Below are 15,229 nucleotides of genomic sequence, written 5' to 3'. Positions count from 1 at the left end.
CTCTGTCGAGAGCGTCTATGTCACTATAACCACAGTAAAAAGACTAGCACGTCACTCCATCAACCTCAAAGAAAAAATCATAAAAATATTAATAAGTAAACAAAAATAAACCCTGAAAACAAGGTCAATAAAAAGTTAATACAATAGTAATAATTTTATTTGGAAAAATATTAATATGTTGATTAATAATGATAAAAAACAAATTTAGCAAAGATATTGTTACTGAGATCACAATTAAAATTAACAATTACATTAACATATTGCAACAAGTTGATTTGTGGTTTATTAATATATTAATAAATACATCTTAAAGCTGTCTGTTTAAGCTCAGAGGAGTCGTTAATGAAAGGCACTGTCTTCGCCGTAACCCTCAACCATCAGAGCCAGGTTGATTTCTGGCATGACTCATTTCAGCAAGCACCTTATAACACTCTGCCTAAAACCCCGGTATGGTTTATCAAACCGCGGAATACCGTTATCACCTCCGGTGATGCTATTCCGCATCCTGCGGGGGAAGAGGTTCAGAGCGGCGCAACACTGGCGCTGGTGATAGGTAAAACCGCCCGTAAAGTTGCCGCTGAAAACGCAGCCGAATATATCGCAGGTTATGCATTAGCCAATGAAGTCAGCCTACCTGAAACGGCATTCTATCGCCCGGCCATTAAAGCGAAATGTCGTGATGGTTTTTGCCCTATAGGTCAAATGACTCATCCTGAATCAATTGATGCTCTGGATATCATTACTGAAATCAATGGTCAGGAAGTTGATCGCTGGTCAACAACCGATCTAGTGCGTTCAGCAACGGAGTTAGTCGCAGCATTAAGTGATTTCGCCACCCTGAAAGAAGGTGATGTGATCCTGCTTGGTACTCCGCATCAACGGGTTTCCATCAAACCAGGCGACAATGTGGTTATTCGGGCAGCAGGTTTCCCATCGCTGGAGAATCAGGTTGTGCAAGCAGGAGAAAACGCATGAAACACGCAAGAGTTCGTTATCAGGGCCAGGATCTGAATGTGACGGTTGATGATCAGGAAAATGTCTGCCTGCCGGATGGCAGCAAAGTCAGCAGCGAATCCGTCCAATGGCTGCCACCCGCCGACGGAACCCTGTTTGCCCTCGGTCTGAACTACGCTGATCACGCCACTGAACTTGAATTTAAGCCGCCGGAAGAACCACTGGTTTTTATCAAGGCCTCCAATACGCTGATCGGCCATCGTCAGGTTTCCGTTCGCCCGGATAATGTGGAATACATGCACTATGAATCCGAGTTGGTGGTTGTCATCGGCAAAACCGCCCATAAAGTCGCTAAAGAACGGGCGATGGATTACGTTGCCGGATACACCGTTTGTAACGACTACGCGATCCGTGACTATCTGGAAAACTATTATCGCCCTAACCTCCGGGTAAAAAGCCGCGACACCCTGACCCCCATCGGCCCGTGGATCATTGATAAAGAAGATGTCTCGGATCCGCATAATCTGACATTAAGCACCTGGGTCAATGGTGAATTGCGTCAGCGCGGCGCCACCGCCGATCTGATCTTCGATATCCCCTTCCTGATCGCCTATCTGAGCGACTTTATGACGCTGCAACCGGGAGACATGATCGCCACCGGGACACCCAAAGGGTTGTCTGATGTCGTACCGGGAGATGAAGTTATTGTTGAGGTTGAAGGCGTTGGACGTCTGGTCAACCATATTGTCAGCCAGAAAGAATATGAGGATAGCCTGTCATGACGATGATTAATCATTGGATCAACGGCAAAAACGTCAGCAGTAAAGAGTATTTTGTAACCACCAACCCGGCTAGCGGTGAAGAGCTGGCTGAAGTGGCTTCCGGTGGTCAGGAAGAGATTGATCAAGCGGTAGCCGCGGCAAAAGAAGCTTTCCCCAAATGGGCTGATCTGCCGATGAAAGAACGTGCACGCCTGATGCGCCGTTTGGGTGAGCTAATTGATGAGAATGTGCCTGAAATCGCGGCAATGGAGACCAAAGACACCGGTTTGCCTATTCATCAAACGCAAAATGTCCTGATCCCACGCGCTTCTCACAACTTCAACTTCTTTGCTGAGATTTGTCAGCAAATGAACGGCCGGACCTATCCGGTTGACGATAAGATGCTCAACTATACGCTGGTGCAGCCAGTCGGTGTTTGTGCGCTGATTTCGCCGTGGAATGTGCCATTTATGACCGCGACCTGGAAAGTTGCACCCTGTTTGGCGCTGGGAAACACTGCTGTGCTGAAAATGTCAGAACTCTCCCCATTAACCGCAAACCGTCTGGGAGAACTGGCGCTGGAAGCCGGCATCCCTGCCGGTGTTTTAAACGTAGTGCAAGGATACGGCGCTACTGCCGGTGATGCATTAGTGAAACATCACGATGTTCGGGCGGTCTCTTTTACCGGCGGTACCGCAACCGGCCGCCAGATCATGAAAAATGCCGGCCTGAAAAAATACTCCATGGAGCTGGGCGGTAAATCGCCGGTTCTGATCTTCGAAGACGCTGATATTGAACGTGCGCTGGATGCCGCTCTGTTCACCATTTTCTCTATCAATGGCGAACGTTGTACTGCCGGTTCACGCATTTTTATTCAAGAAAGCATCTACCCTGAGTTTGTGCAACGTTTTGCTGAACGTGCGAATCGTCTGCGGGTTGGCGATCCACAAGATCCCGGCACGCAGGTTGGCGCGCTTATCAGCAAACAGCATTGGGAAAAAGTCTCCGGTTACATTCGTCTGGGCATTGAAGAAGGGGCAACGTTGCTGGCCGGCGGCCCAGATAAACCCACTGATTTGCCGGAGCGTCTGAAAGGCGGCAACTTCCTGCGTCCCACAGTTCTGGCGGATGTCGATAACCGAATGCGCATTGCGCAGGAAGAGATCTTCGGCCCTGTTGCGTGCCTGTTGCCATTCAAAGATGAAGCAGAAGGCCTGCGTCTGGCAAATGACGTGGAATATGGTCTGGCTTCTTACATCTGGACTCAGGATGTCAGCAAGGTATTGCGTCTGGCCCGTAATATCGAAGCCGGAATGGTATTCGTCAACACCCAGAACGTCCGCGACCTGCGCCAGCCATTCGGTGGGGTGAAAGCCTCCGGTACCGGTCGTGAAGGCGGTGAATACAGTTTTGAAGTGTTTGCAGAGATGAAGAACGTCTGTATCTCTATGGGGGATCATCCCATCCCGCGTTGGGGGGTATAACGGTTTCATCAGCGTTAACCACGGCGAACTCCGGTTCGCCGTCCTGATATCAAATGAGGATTTTATGGGTAAGTTAGCGTTAGCGGCCAAAATTACACATGTGCCATCAATGTATCTTTCTGAACTGCCGGGAAAACATCATGGTTGCCGTCAGGGAGCCATTGACGGGCACAAAGAGATCAGTCGTCGTTGCCGTGAAATGGGTGTCGATACGATTATCGTATTTGATACCCACTGGCTGGTGAACAGCGCCTATCACATCAATTGCGCCGACCATTTCTCCGGTATTTACACCAGTAATGAATTGCCACATTTCATTCGCGATATGAGCTATGAATATGACGGAAACCCTGCATTGGGACAAATGATCGCGGAAGAGGCGCGCAATATGGGGGTTCGTGCTCAGGCGCATGAAATCCCAAGCCTGACACTGGAATACGGCACGCTGGTGCCAATGCGTTACATGAATAGTGACCGACATTTTAAAGTCATTTCTATCTCCGCGTTCTGTACTGTTCATGCTTTTGAAGACAGTCGTCGTCTTGGGGAAGCCATTCTGAAAGCCATTGAGAAATATGACGGCACAGTTGCTGTACTGGCTAGCGGCTCTCTTTCTCACCGCTTTATTGATGATCAGCGCGCAGAAGAGGGCATGAACAGCTACACCCGCGAATTTGATGAACAGATGGATCGCCGGGTGGTACAGCTTTGGAAAGAGGGCAAATTCAAAGAGTTCTGCAAGATGCTGCCGGAATATGCGGATTACTGCTACGGCGAAGGCAATATGCACGATACCGTGATGCTGCTGGGCCTGCTCGGTTGGGATAAATATGACGGTAAGGTGGAATTCCTGACCGAACTGTTCCCCAGTTCCGGCACCGGGCAAGTCAACGCGGTATTCCCGTTGCCTGATGACATTACCGATGAGCAAGCCACAGCCTGATTTGGAGTCACTTATGCCACATTTTTATGCTGAATGTACGGAAAATATCCGTGAACAAGCCAATCTGCCAGCACTGTTCGCCAAAGTGAATCAAGCACTGGCGGATACCGGTATTTTCCCATTAGCCGGAATACGCAGCCGTGCTGTCTGGCTGGATACCTGGCACATGGCTGACGGTCAACATGATTACGCTTTCGTCCATATGACGCTGAAAATCGGCGCCGGGCGCAGCCTTGAAAGCCGTCAACAGGTTGGCGAGATGCTGTTCAGCCTGATCAAAGAACATTTTGCCTCACTGATGGCGCAGCGTTACCTCGCCCTCTCTTTTTCGATGGAAGAATTGGACCCAGTACTGAACTACAAACAAAACAATGTTCACGCTTTGTTTCGTAAGGAATAGTGATGCCGAAGCCCTTTAATCAACATCCCCCGCGCTGGCTGATCCCGTTATTGGGTGTGCTGGCGGCATTCGGGCCTTTGTCGATTGATATGTACCTGCCAGCCTTGCCGGAAATGGCAAGGCAATTGCAGGCAACACAAGGGCAAATGCAATATACTCTCGGCGCGTTTTTCGCTGGTTTTTGCATTGGCATGCTGTTATATGGCCCATTGAGCGACCGTTTAGGACGCAGAAAACTGTTGCTCAGCGGCATGGTGTTATTCGTTGTCGCCAGTATGGCGTGTACACAGGTGACGCAAGTTGAACATTTGATTTTACTGCGTGCATTACAGGCATTTGGCAGTGGCGCAGCGGTTGTTATGGCCCGAGCCATTGCCCGTGATATCTATCGCCCAGCGGAATTACCCCGGGTGCTGTCATTAATGACACTGGTGACGATGATAGCGCCACTTATCGCCCCCTTACTCGGTGGCTTACTGTTAACCTATTTCAACTGGCAAGCCATATTTATTTTGCTGACGCTGGTCGGTTGTATCAGTGGGTTATTATTATTATTTCTGTTGCCGGAAACGCTGCCTGCCAATAATGACGGTGGAAAACTTATCACCGCGTTTAAAAACTACGGCAAATTGCTGGCTGACCGTGAAGCAATGGCAACTATCGGCACATTGGCATTCACTTGCGCCGCCATGTTCGCTTTTATCAGCGGTTCGCCTTTCGTCTATATCAATTATTTTCAGGTTCCGGCGAACTACTACGGATTACTGTTCGGCTGTAATGCACTGGGCATGATAGTGATGGTGCTGATCAATGTTTGGTTACTAAAATTTTATAGCCCTTCTGGTCTGTTATTTATCCAAACCAGTGCTCAATTACTGTTTGGTATTTTGCTGGTTATTTTTTATCAGCAAAATCTGACTGTGATCGTTATTTTGGTCATGTTGGTAATCTCGCTGGTTAATGCCATTGGTACTAACGGCCTCTCCCTATTGCTTCAATATCGCGGTCAACTTGCCGGCAGCGCTAGCGCACTCGCTATCTCTTCGCAATTCGCGATGGCGGCGCTTGCCAGCGTTGCCGTCTCTTTATTGCAAGATGAAACCCCTTTTGCTATGGCCCTTGTGATGGCCGTTTGCGCCGGGTTGAGTTGGTTATGCCAGCTACTGGCAACTTCTCACCAACAGACGCCACTCATCCAAGTGTTTTCAGGAGAAAAAAAACAATGACAAATAATGTGAATACAGAACTATTGCGCCAACAGGCTTATATCAATGGGCAATGGATCGATGCCGATAACAAAGTCACGTTTAAGGTGACTAACCCAGCAAATGGCGACGTTATTGCACACGTCAGTAATATGGGCGCGGCGGAAACAGAACGGGCAATTGCCGCCGCTCAACAAGCCTTGCCTGCCTGGAAAGCAATGACCGCCAAACAACGCAGCCAACTTCTGCAACGCTGGTTTCGGTTAATGATGGAGAATCAACAGGCTCTGGCAGAATTGTTGAGTCTGGAGCAAGGGAAACCGCAGGCGGAAGCGCTGGGAGAGATCGCTTATGGCGCCAGTTTCATCGAATGGTTTGCGGAAGAAGGCAAACGTACCTACGGTGAAACGATCCCAAGCCCGCTGCCCGGTCGCCGGATCATCACGATCAAACAACCTATCGGCGTTGTCGCTGCTATTACACCGTGGAACTTCCCTAATGCCATGATCGCCCGCAAAGTTGGCCCGGCACTGGCGGCAGGCTGCACTGTGGTACTGAAACCCGCCGCAGAAACCCCACTTTCAGCTCTGGCTTTAGCCGCGCTGGCTGAACAAGCAGGCATCCCTGCTGGCGTACTGAATGTTGTCACAGGAAAAGAGGCTAAGGCTATCGGCGGTGTTATGACCCAAAGCCCGATTGTGCGTAAACTCTCGTTTACCGGCTCAACGGGCGTCGGTAAATTACTGATGGCCCAAAGCGCCGATACCGTGAAAAAGTTGTCACTGGAATTGGGCGGCAATGCGCCATTTATCGTTTTCGATGACGCGGATATTGATGCTGCTGTACAGGGCGCACTTACCGCTAAATTCCGCAACAGCGGTCAAACATGTGTTTGCGCTAACCGTATTCTGGTTCAGGAAACCATTTATGACACCTTCGCAGAACGTCTGGCACAAGCAGTCAATGCATTGCAGGTTGGTCCAGCCAGCGACGTCAAATCACAGCAAGGCCCGCTGATCAATCAGGCAGCTGTCGATAAAGTGCAAGAACACCTCAGTGATGCCGTTTCTCATGGCGCACGCATACTGGCTGGCGGCAAACCACATGCTCTGGGCGGCTTATTCTTCGAACCTACCGTGCTGGTTGACGTCACTGAATCCATGCTTATCTCCCGTGAGGAAACATTCGGGCCTATCGCACCACTCTTCAAATTCCGTGATGAAGCAGAAGCCATTCATCTGGCAAATAATACTGAATTCGGCCTGGCGGCTTATTTTTATTCCCGTGATATCGGCCGGATCTACCGTGTGGCTGAAGCGCTGGAGAGCGGTATGGTCGGCATCAATGAAGGTTTGATTTCTAATGAGGCGGCTCCATTTGGCGGCATTAAACAATCGGGGCTAGGGCGCGAAGGTTCACGTTACGGCATCGAAGATTATTTGGAAGTGAAATATCTCTGCTTTGGCGGCATAGAGGACACAGGAGTTTAACCGCATGTTACAGAAAGAAGTCGTATCACAGGTTGCACACCGTCTGCATCAGGCAGAGAAAAGCCGTGAGCAAATACGCCAGATCTCGTTGGATCACCCTGAAATCACTATTGACGACGCTTATGCCATTCAGCGTGAATGGGTGAATTTGAAAATTGCGGAAGGCCGCGTACTCAAAGGCCACAAAATTGGCCTGACCTCCAAAGCCATGCAAGCCAGTTCACAAATCAGCGAGCCAGACTACGGCGCTCTGCTGGATGATATGTTTTTCCCTGATGGCAGCGATATTCCATGCGACCGCTTTATTGTGCCCCGTCTTGAAGTCGAACTGGCATTCATACTGGCAAAACCGCTGCGTGGCCCGAATTGCACCCTGTTTGATGTTTACAATGCAACCGATTATGTCATTCCGGCGCTGGAATTGATCGACGCCCGTTGCCACAACATCGATCCGGAAACCCAACGCCCGCGCAAAGTGTTCGATACGATTTCTGACAATGCCGCCAACGGCGGTGTAATTATGGGTGGCCGCCCGATTAAGCCAGACGAGTTTGATCTGCGCTGGATCAGCGCCTTGCTCTATCGCAATGGCGTGATTGAAGAATCCGGCGTCGCCGCAGCGGTACTTAATCATCCCGCTAACGGTGTTGCATGGCTAGCAAACAAACTGGCGCCACATGGTGTTCAACTTGAAGCGGGGCAAATCATCCTTGGCGGATCTTTTACCCGCCCGGTTCCGGCACGTAAAGGGGATACTTTCCATGTGGATTACGGTCCACTCGGTTCCATCAGTTGCCGTTTCGTTTAAGGGGGGAAAATATGGATCGATTAACCAACACATTTAAGCAGGCGTTAAAAGCAGGCCATCCACAAATCGGTTTATGGCTGGGGCTTTGCAGCCCCTACAGTGCAGAATTAGTGGCCGGAGCCGGTTTCGACTGGCTATTGATCGATGGTGAACATGCGCCGAACAACGTTCAGACTATTCTGAGCCAATTACAAGCAATCGCACCTTATCCAAGCCATCCCGTTGTACGCTCTCCCTGGAATGATCTGGTGATCATCAAGCAGTTACTGGATGTGGGCGCCCAAACCTTACTCATACCCATGATACAAAACGCCGAGCAGGCTTACGAAGCGGTTCGTGCCACTCGTTACCCGCCAGAGGGCATTCGTGGCGTGGGCAGTGCTCTGGCAAGAGCTTCCCACTGGAACCGGATTCCTGATTACCTGCATCGTGCCAACGATGAGATATGCGTTTTGGTTCAGGTAGAAACCCGTGAAGCACTACGTAACTTGCCGGAGATTCTTAAAGTAGACGGTGTGGATGGTGTTTTTATCGGCCCAGCGGATCTAAGCTCCGATATGGGTTTTACCAATAATCCCCATCACCCCGAAGTGAAAGCGGCGATTGAGCAGGCTATCGCTCAAATCAAAGCGGCGGGTAAAGCGCCAGGCATTCTGATGTCAGCACCCGATGTTGCCGAGCACTACCTGAAACTCGGTGCGTTGTTTGTTGCTGTCGGCATTGATACGACTTTGCTGGCTCGTGCGGCAGAAGCGCTGGCGGCACGGTTTGGCGCCGGTAAAGACCTTCCGGCAGCACCTACATCCAGTGTTTATTAATCTCAGCAATCACAGTATTAACAACTGATTTACCCGATAAGCTTTTTATTTCCTAAACAACGTAATACGCATAAAACAGTAAATTAAGGAAAATGACAATGAGCGATTCATCCACTGCCGCGCAACAGCCGGATCTTCCGGCGGGTCAACATAAACAGCTAACGGCGCAACAGCAATCCGTCATTAACAAGCTATTCCGTCGCCTGATCATTTTCCTGTTCGTCTTATTTGTATTCTCGTTTCTGGATCGAATTAATATCGGGTTTGCCGGCCTGACCATGGGCAAAGATCTTGGACTAAATGCGACGATGTTCGGTCTGGCAGCAACCCTGTTCTATGTCACTTATGTCATCTTCGGCATTCCCAGCAATATCATGCTCAGTATTGTCGGAGCGCGACGCTGGATAGCTACGATCATGGTGCTCTGGGGGATCTCCTCCACGGCCACCATGTTCGCCACCGGACCAACCAGTCTGTACATTTTGCGTATGCTGGTCGGTATCGCCGAAGCGGGTTTCGTACCGGGTATCCTGTTCTATCTGACTTACTGGTTCCCGGCTTACTATCGCGCCCGCGCCAATGCGCTGTTTATGGTGGCAATGCCGGTGACCATGGCGTTTGGCTCTCTGGCTTCCGGCTATATTCTGGCAATGGATGGCCTTCTGAACCTTCACGGCTGGCAATGGCTATTCCTGCTGGAAGGTTTTCCTTCGGTATTACTGGGAGTTATTGTTTGGTTCTATCTTGATGATTCACCAAAGCGGGCCAAGTGGCTGACAGATGAAGATAAAAAATGCTTACAAGAGATGATGGATAACGACCAACCTGCTCCGGTTCAACCGGCAGGCTCATCAACTCATCAGGCCATGCAAAAACGCAGTATATGGCGTGAGATTTTCACGCCGATCATGCTGATGTATACCCTGTCCTATTTCTGCCTGACCAACACACTAAGCGCGATTAATATCTGGACGCCACAGATTGTGCAAAGCTTCAATCAGGGCAGCAGTAACATCATGATCGGCGTTCTGACCGCCATTCCTCAGTTTTGTACCATTATCGGGATGGTTTACTGGAGCCGCCGTTCAGACCGGTTACAAGAACGTAAAATGCATACCGCTCTGCCCTATTTGTTCGCTGCCATGGGTTGGATATTGACCTCGCTGACCAACCACAGTCTCATTCAGTTGGTTGGGATTATTATGGCTTCAACCGGTTCATTTACCGCAATGGCGGTCTTCTGGACAACACCGGATCAAGCTATCAGCTTACGCGCCAGAGCGATCGGCATTGCAGTTATTAGCGCCACAGGTAACATAGGTTCAGCCGTCAGCCCGTTATTAATCGGCTGGCTGAAAGATCAGACAGGGAGCTTTAATACGGGTCTCTATTTTGTTGCCGGATTACTGGTCATTGGCGCAGCCATTATTTGTGCGATCCCAATGAAACATTCCAGACTGAGAGCAACAACGTAATTTTCAATAATAAAGGGAAAACCCTCATGACCGGGCCTATCATTGCCAATATTGATATCAGCAAAGATTATGATGAGACCCAAGGCACAGATGATGTGCATTACCAAACTTTTGGCCGAATGGCTGCATTTTTCGGTCGTGATATGCAAGCTCATCGTCATGACGGTTTCTTCCAACTTCATTTTTTGATCACCGGCCATATTGAATTGCAGTTGGACGATCAACACTATTCTGTACAAGCGCCGCTGTTTATCCTGACGCCGCCCTCCGTTCCTCATGCTTTTTTTACTCAGGATGACAGTGACGGATATGTACTTACCGTGCGGCAGGAATTGATATTGCCGCTATTAGAATCCCTCTATCCTGTCAACAAAGATATTCTGGATATTCCGGCGATTTGCTTATCTGTCGCAGATAAACCGGAAGAGCTGGAAGCTTTTAACCATTACTGGGCGTTAATAGCCCGCGAATCATCCAATAACTTTATCGGCCGGACGCAATCACTGACATTTTTAGCGCAAGCACTATTCACCTTGCTATTGCGCAATATTCCCCTTGATGATCACCCCGTAAATGGGGTGCGGGGGGAAATTAGATTATTTCAGCGATTTAACCAATTAATCGACAACTATTATCGTAATCATCTTTCCGTACCGGAATATGCCCATAAGCTAGGAATTACCGAATCGCGATTGAAAGATATGTGCCGTCGGTTTGCCAATCGCCCACCCAAACGATTAATTTTCGACCGTCAACTACGTGAAGCCAAACGGTTATTACTCTTCAGTGATTGCGCGGTATTTGAAGTTGCTTATCAGCTTGGATTCAAAGATCCCGCCTATTTTGCCCGCTTTTTTAATCGATTAGTTGGCTGTTCTCCCAGTCTTTGGCGGGAAAAAAATACTCATGAAACATAAACACCAATACCATTTATAGCAAGATAGGCACTTTTTATTCTAACCATAAGAAAAATATGAAACTTGAAAATTTTAATATCAGCCGGAAACTTTTACTTTAAACTACAAATGAGGTGATGATTACTACACTATCTATTTTTCAAATCTTTATATTTTCTGCTATCAGCTCACGCCAGATTTAATCATTTTTGTTACAAAATCTCTTCCCAGAATTAAAATTATGAATATACTGGAGTTATATGACTTACTAGAACTATTAAGGATAAGTTATGGCGACCGGAGTGCCGATATAGATAAATTTATTCAAGAAAAGGAAATGACATATGAAAAATCCTTACTATGCGGCAGATGAATGCGGATCCTTGAGTTCTGATGCAACGTTCTTTATGTGCTATAAATGGCACGTTGATAGTCCACATGATGTAACTAGTCAAAGTTATTTATGGGCACATAAATTGGCTTATTTACAACACAAAGAAACTTAATAATAAAGTACGCCCACTAAAGAGAAAGCGCTATTTTACTATTTGTGGAAATAGAGAAAAAACAATGCATTTAATAATGAGAATGTCAGAATGAGCAGATTAGCTATAACCTTAGCTTTAAATATCAGTTATGCCATTTTTTGCGCATTATTTATATTTTTGATGTCCTATTTAGAAGAAGAACACTACGTAGTTGGTAAGGATTTAAATAACATCTGTGCAACTTATAGGGCACTTATAGATGATAAACGTGATCTATTTGCACCCACATGCTTACTGATTATATCGCCATTAATTTATGCAACTGCAAAAAAAAGATTCAAATCACGTTCCCTTAATGTCATTACATTTATGTTACTGGGATATTGGATATGGCGGTTTTTTATCAGATTAATGGTATGTATTTAAAATAATTTCAAATAATTAGGTAGCAGCTATCAGATGCTACCTGAATATCCTGTCGGGTTTAAACGCCATTTTATACTTTGATTTTATGACAATATTGGCATTTGAAAACCACGTATTTCCTGATATTCAAATCACATAGAAATCACAGAATTAAAAATGTCTTTATAAACATCTCATCGTGAAGAAAGAAACCTCTCGTTATCACTAACAACATGATATAAAAAGATAAATCACCTGATGACATTGATAATATCGACCCTATTTCTTCGCCATATTTCCTTTCTATCCGCCTTATTAATGTAAATTATTCCAAATTTACAAATTTTTGGTTGATTTTTCCACGCACCCTACAGAAGAATAAAACAAACAGTATGTAAGGGGCAATCAACATGGCAAACATGATTTATTTAACACTGAAAGGTAAAAAGCAGGGTTTAATCTCCGCAGGCTGCGGCTCCTTAAACTCCATAGGAAATAATTACCAGCATGGTCATGAAAATGAAATTTTCATTTACACTCTTCAACATTTGATGACCAGAGAGCAACATGCTTCTCATCATCCGGTCATGATAATAAAGCCTATCGATAAATCTTCTCCTTTACTGGCGCAGTGTTTTTCTGAGAATGAAGAACTGGAATGTTTATTTGAATTGTACCGAACATCGCCAACCGGAGGGTTAGAAAAATACTATTCTATCAGGCTAGGCTATGCTTTTATATCCAGCATAAAATCCAATTATCCGCACTCCAAAGACAATAATTCAGACACACCGCAAGAAGTTATCTGTTTTACTTACAAGAATATCACCTGGAACAATCTTGCTTGTTCAACTGGTTCTTACAGCTTCTGGGATGACAGGATCTATTAACCATGAATAACGTCAATTATTTGACTGATGCTGCTGTTGATTCAGAATCTGAAAATGGGTTACGCATTGTTTTGTCGCCGGTTCAGTTGGCAGCAGTTCTGTCGGATAATACCATTACTGAAGAGGAAACCTGGAGTAACCGAATATTAGGGGGGGCGGGTTTAGCCGCCGGGGTGGTTGAACTTATTGGTGCCGGCGGTCTTTGTCTGGTACCCGACCCGACAACACTCACTAAAGCGGCCTGTGTTATTGTCGGGGCGCATAGTCTTGATGTAATGAATGCTTCTGCCAGTCAAATAATAACCGGCAGAGAAACCATGACGGAAACTTATCGCGAGGCGGTAGATTTAGCAAAAGAATTTGGTGCTGATGATTACACCGCGTCTGAAATAGGGCTCACCGTTGATATCGCTGTACCGCTTTCATTTGCTTCAATAGTGGGAGCTGTTAGAGTTGCCTCTGTTCGGGTAGGCAGGATTAAATTAGTTGAGCATGAGTCAGAGACTGGATTAAAACCGGGTGGTCATACTTTGGCTAAGCATGTTGGGTTATCGGAGCAGGAATTGAGAGCGAGGCTATTAACCATATCTAGAGCAAGTACTTTTTACAATCAAGATGTGGCAGAACAAGTGATTTCAAAAGCTCTAAAAGCAAATAGTATACATCTAGAGAATTGGGCTAAATATGCTCTTCCAGAAGGAATTACAGCTCCTATTGAATATGTTTCAAGTACTTCTATTGGTTTTGGTATTACCAGAGGATCACGATATATAGACAAATTATATAAAGTCAAGGTTATTTTAAAGTACTCTGAATACAATGGTCAACCCTATTATATATTAACTGCATTTCCAGTATATTAGAATTTACAGAGACAAACTTGAAAAGACTAAGATTACACATTCCAACATATAAAAGGTTTAATTAAAATGAACGGACAATATCCATTTCTAGACATCTTAGTAGGTGCTTATTTTTGTCAAGATTATGACTTATTGTATGGAGAAACTATGGATGAAGTCATAGATTGCTTTCTTAATGTTGCAACTCAGGAAATGATAAAAGAATTAATAGAAGAAATTAACTCTTTTATTAACACTTCAAAAGATATAGAGAAAGACTTTGACGCTCTCTACTATAGTGACTTCGACCCAGATTTTTGGGATACTGCCACAGCACTTGGTTTTTTAAACTATGTATCCAAAAGAGCACAGGTTTTTTTAAACGAACATACTGAAAAAGATAAATAATTAAGGCATTCTGAATTTAACGGCAAACAATACTATATATTAACAGTATTCCCAAGATTTAATTAAAATTTATGGAGAAGAAAATGGAACTCAATCGTTTAATCGACACTTATTTTAACCAAGATTGTTATAGATTTGGCGAAATAACAATAGATGAGGTAATAACTGAGTATATAAATAGCGAGCCTCCCATGCTTATGAAAGAATTAATAAAAGATATTGATTACTTTATCCATAATTCCGAAGATGTAGAAAGAGAATTCGAAGAACTGCATTGTCATAGTTTTAATTCTGATTTATGGGAAATTACTGCTTTAAACTTTCTAAATCATGTATCAGAAAGAGTACAGGATTATTTAGAATTCAATGGAGAAAAAATGGAACTAAACCGTTTAATAGGCGCTTATTTTAATCAAGATTGCGAAATAATATCTGGTCCAGAGATTGACGATACGATAAATGACTATCTTGAAACAACAACTAAAGGGATGAAAAGAGAATTATTAGAGGAGATCAAGTCTTTTATCCATAATTCTAAAGATCTAGAAAAAGAATTCAGAGAACTGTATCGTTATGATTTTAACCCTGATTTATGGGAGACTACTGCTTTAGACTTTCTAAATCATGTATCAAAAAGAGTACGAAATCATTTAGATAACGATAACTAACCATAGTATTTTTATATAGTTAGCACACACATAGGTTTAATTTAATGAACGAACAGTATCCATTTATAGATATTTTAATGAAGGAGATAGAGTCTTTTATCCAGAATTCAGGAGATATAGAGAAAAACTTTCAAGTACTCTATTATAGTTCTAGTTTCTGCCCTAAATTATGGAATGCCACAACACTTGAATTTTTAAATCATATATCTCAAAGAACCCAGAGTTTTTTAAATGCACATCCTGAAAAAAGATGAGTAATTAAAATTGCTTTAATACAACAGTAAACAAAGAGGT

The 15,229-nt window shown here is 45.3% G+C and carries 17 protein-coding genes; all 17 read left to right on the top strand.

Annotation, left to right across the window (positions count from 1 at the left end):
* Positions 1-342: 342 nt before the first annotated feature.
* Positions 343-975 carry a fumarylacetoacetate hydrolase family protein gene (locus ABR397_RS10470; RefSeq protein ID WP_350305706.1) on the top strand — a complete coding sequence of 211 codons (633 nt, stop codon included), beginning with the start codon at positions 343-345 and terminating at the stop codon, positions 973-975.
* On the top strand, positions 972-1,736 hold the full coding sequence (locus tag ABR397_RS10465; RefSeq protein ID WP_350305705.1) for a fumarylacetoacetate hydrolase family protein: 765 nt from the start codon (positions 972-974) through the stop codon (positions 1,734-1,736). Before ABR397_RS10470 ends, ABR397_RS10465 begins: the two co-directional genes overlap by 4 nt.
* Entirely contained in the window at positions 1,733-3,199 is a 1,467-nt protein-coding gene (hpaE, locus tag ABR397_RS10460) for a 5-carboxymethyl-2-hydroxymuconate semialdehyde dehydrogenase (RefSeq protein WP_350305704.1), read from the top strand. The genes ABR397_RS10465 and hpaE overlap by 4 nt, the downstream gene beginning before the upstream one ends.
* Before the next feature lie 64 nt (positions 3,200-3,263).
* Entirely contained in the window at positions 3,264-4,142 is an 879-nt protein-coding gene (hpaD, locus tag ABR397_RS10455) for a 3,4-dihydroxyphenylacetate 2,3-dioxygenase (RefSeq protein ID WP_350305703.1), read from the top strand.
* Between the two features lie 13 nt (positions 4,143-4,155).
* A complete protein-coding gene (locus tag ABR397_RS10450) occupies positions 4,156-4,542 on the top strand; it encodes a 5-carboxymethyl-2-hydroxymuconate Delta-isomerase (protein ID WP_350305702.1) in 387 nt (128 codons plus the stop codon).
* 2 nt (positions 4,543-4,544) lie between these two features.
* On the top strand, positions 4,545-5,768 hold the full coding sequence (locus ABR397_RS10445) for a Bcr/CflA family multidrug efflux MFS transporter (protein ID WP_350305701.1): 1,224 nt from the start codon (positions 4,545-4,547) through the stop codon (positions 5,766-5,768).
* Complete coding sequence (locus ABR397_RS10440; protein ID WP_350305700.1) at positions 5,765-7,237, top strand: NAD-dependent succinate-semialdehyde dehydrogenase; 1,473 nt, start codon at positions 5,765-5,767, stop codon at positions 7,235-7,237. Before ABR397_RS10445 ends, ABR397_RS10440 begins: the two co-directional genes overlap by 4 nt.
* Before the next feature lie 4 nt (positions 7,238-7,241).
* A complete protein-coding gene (hpaH, locus tag ABR397_RS10435; protein ID WP_350305699.1) occupies positions 7,242-8,045 on the top strand; it encodes a 2-oxo-hept-4-ene-1,7-dioate hydratase in 804 nt (267 codons plus the stop codon).
* A gap of 11 nt (positions 8,046-8,056) precedes the next feature.
* Positions 8,057-8,863, top strand: a complete 807-nt coding sequence (gene hpaI, locus ABR397_RS10430) for a 4-hydroxy-2-oxoheptanedioate aldolase (protein WP_350305698.1) — start codon at positions 8,057-8,059, stop codon at positions 8,861-8,863.
* A gap of 98 nt (positions 8,864-8,961) precedes the next feature.
* Positions 8,962-10,338, top strand: a complete 1,377-nt coding sequence (hpaX, locus tag ABR397_RS10425; protein WP_350305697.1) for a 4-hydroxyphenylacetate permease — start codon at positions 8,962-8,964, stop codon at positions 10,336-10,338.
* Between the two features lie 26 nt (positions 10,339-10,364).
* Positions 10,365-11,255: a 4-hydroxyphenylacetate catabolism regulatory protein HpaA gene (hpaA, locus tag ABR397_RS10420; RefSeq protein ID WP_350305696.1), complete on the top strand. Its 891-nt coding sequence runs from the start codon at positions 10,365-10,367 to the stop codon at positions 11,253-11,255.
* A 575-nt stretch (positions 11,256-11,830) separates the two neighbouring features.
* A complete protein-coding gene (locus tag ABR397_RS10415) occupies positions 11,831-12,148 on the top strand; it encodes a YjeO family protein (RefSeq protein WP_350305695.1) in 318 nt (105 codons plus the stop codon).
* Between the two features lie 389 nt (positions 12,149-12,537).
* Positions 12,538-13,017 (top strand): Hcp family type VI secretion system effector, encoded by a 480-nt coding sequence (locus ABR397_RS10410; RefSeq protein WP_350305694.1) that lies wholly within the window; start codon positions 12,538-12,540, stop codon positions 13,015-13,017.
* Positions 13,018-13,019: 2 nt separating this feature from the next.
* A complete protein-coding gene (locus ABR397_RS10405) occupies positions 13,020-13,880 on the top strand; it encodes an RNase A-like domain-containing protein (RefSeq protein WP_350305693.1) in 861 nt (286 codons plus the stop codon).
* 66 nt (positions 13,881-13,946) lie between these two features.
* Positions 13,947-14,267, top strand: a complete 321-nt coding sequence (locus ABR397_RS10400) for a contact-dependent growth inhibition system immunity protein (protein WP_350305692.1) — start codon at positions 13,947-13,949, stop codon at positions 14,265-14,267.
* Positions 14,268-14,350: 83 nt separating this feature from the next.
* A complete protein-coding gene (locus tag ABR397_RS10395) occupies positions 14,351-14,935 on the top strand; it encodes a contact-dependent growth inhibition system immunity protein (protein ID WP_350305691.1) in 585 nt (194 codons plus the stop codon).
* A gap of 44 nt (positions 14,936-14,979) precedes the next feature.
* Entirely contained in the window at positions 14,980-15,189 is a 210-nt protein-coding gene (locus ABR397_RS10390) for a contact-dependent growth inhibition system immunity protein (protein WP_350305690.1), read from the top strand.
* The last annotated feature ends 40 nt before the right edge of the window (positions 15,190-15,229 follow it).

The sequence above is a fragment of the Photorhabdus viridis genome (assembly GCF_040256935.1).
Classification (GTDB): Bacteria; Pseudomonadota; Gammaproteobacteria; order Enterobacterales; family Enterobacteriaceae; genus Photorhabdus; species Photorhabdus viridis.
The sequence above is the reverse complement of the archived record's forward strand: the minus strand, read 5'-3'. Positions and strand labels throughout refer to the sequence as shown.

Bases quoted from the DNA above. Each gene is read 5' to 3' on its own strand.
- ABR397_RS10445 (WP_350305701.1), top strand. From the start codon at position 4,545: ATGCCGAAGCCCTTTAATCAACATCCCCCGCGCTGGCTGATCCCGTTA.
- hpaE (WP_350305704.1), top strand. From the start codon at position 1,733: ATGACGATGATTAATCATTGGATCAACGGCAAAAACGTCAGCAGTAAA.
- ABR397_RS10415 (WP_350305695.1), top strand. From the start codon at position 11,831: ATGAGCAGATTAGCTATAACCTTAGCTTTAAATATCAGTTATGCCATT.
- ABR397_RS10410 (WP_350305694.1), top strand. From the start codon at position 12,538: ATGGCAAACATGATTTATTTAACACTGAAAGGTAAAAAGCAGGGTTTA.
- hpaX (WP_350305697.1), top strand. From the start codon at position 8,962: ATGAGCGATTCATCCACTGCCGCGCAACAGCCGGATCTTCCGGCGGGT.
- ABR397_RS10395 (WP_350305691.1), top strand. From the start codon at position 14,351: ATGGAACTCAATCGTTTAATCGACACTTATTTTAACCAAGATTGTTAT.
- ABR397_RS10450 (WP_350305702.1), top strand. From the start codon at position 4,156: ATGCCACATTTTTATGCTGAATGTACGGAAAATATCCGTGAACAAGCC.
- ABR397_RS10440 (WP_350305700.1), top strand. From the start codon at position 5,765: ATGACAAATAATGTGAATACAGAACTATTGCGCCAACAGGCTTATATC.
- ABR397_RS10405 (WP_350305693.1), top strand. From the start codon at position 13,020: ATGAATAACGTCAATTATTTGACTGATGCTGCTGTTGATTCAGAATCT.
- ABR397_RS10465 (WP_350305705.1), top strand. From the start codon at position 972: ATGAAACACGCAAGAGTTCGTTATCAGGGCCAGGATCTGAATGTGACG.
- ABR397_RS10470 (WP_350305706.1), top strand. From the start codon at position 343: ATGAAAGGCACTGTCTTCGCCGTAACCCTCAACCATCAGAGCCAGGTT.
- hpaD (WP_350305703.1), top strand. From the start codon at position 3,264: ATGGGTAAGTTAGCGTTAGCGGCCAAAATTACACATGTGCCATCAATG.
- hpaA (WP_350305696.1), top strand. From the start codon at position 10,365: ATGACCGGGCCTATCATTGCCAATATTGATATCAGCAAAGATTATGAT.
- hpaI (WP_350305698.1), top strand. From the start codon at position 8,057: ATGGATCGATTAACCAACACATTTAAGCAGGCGTTAAAAGCAGGCCAT.
- hpaH (WP_350305699.1), top strand. From the start codon at position 7,242: ATGTTACAGAAAGAAGTCGTATCACAGGTTGCACACCGTCTGCATCAG.
- ABR397_RS10400 (WP_350305692.1), top strand. From the start codon at position 13,947: ATGAACGGACAATATCCATTTCTAGACATCTTAGTAGGTGCTTATTTT.
- ABR397_RS10390 (WP_350305690.1), top strand. From the start codon at position 14,980: ATGAACGAACAGTATCCATTTATAGATATTTTAATGAAGGAGATAGAG.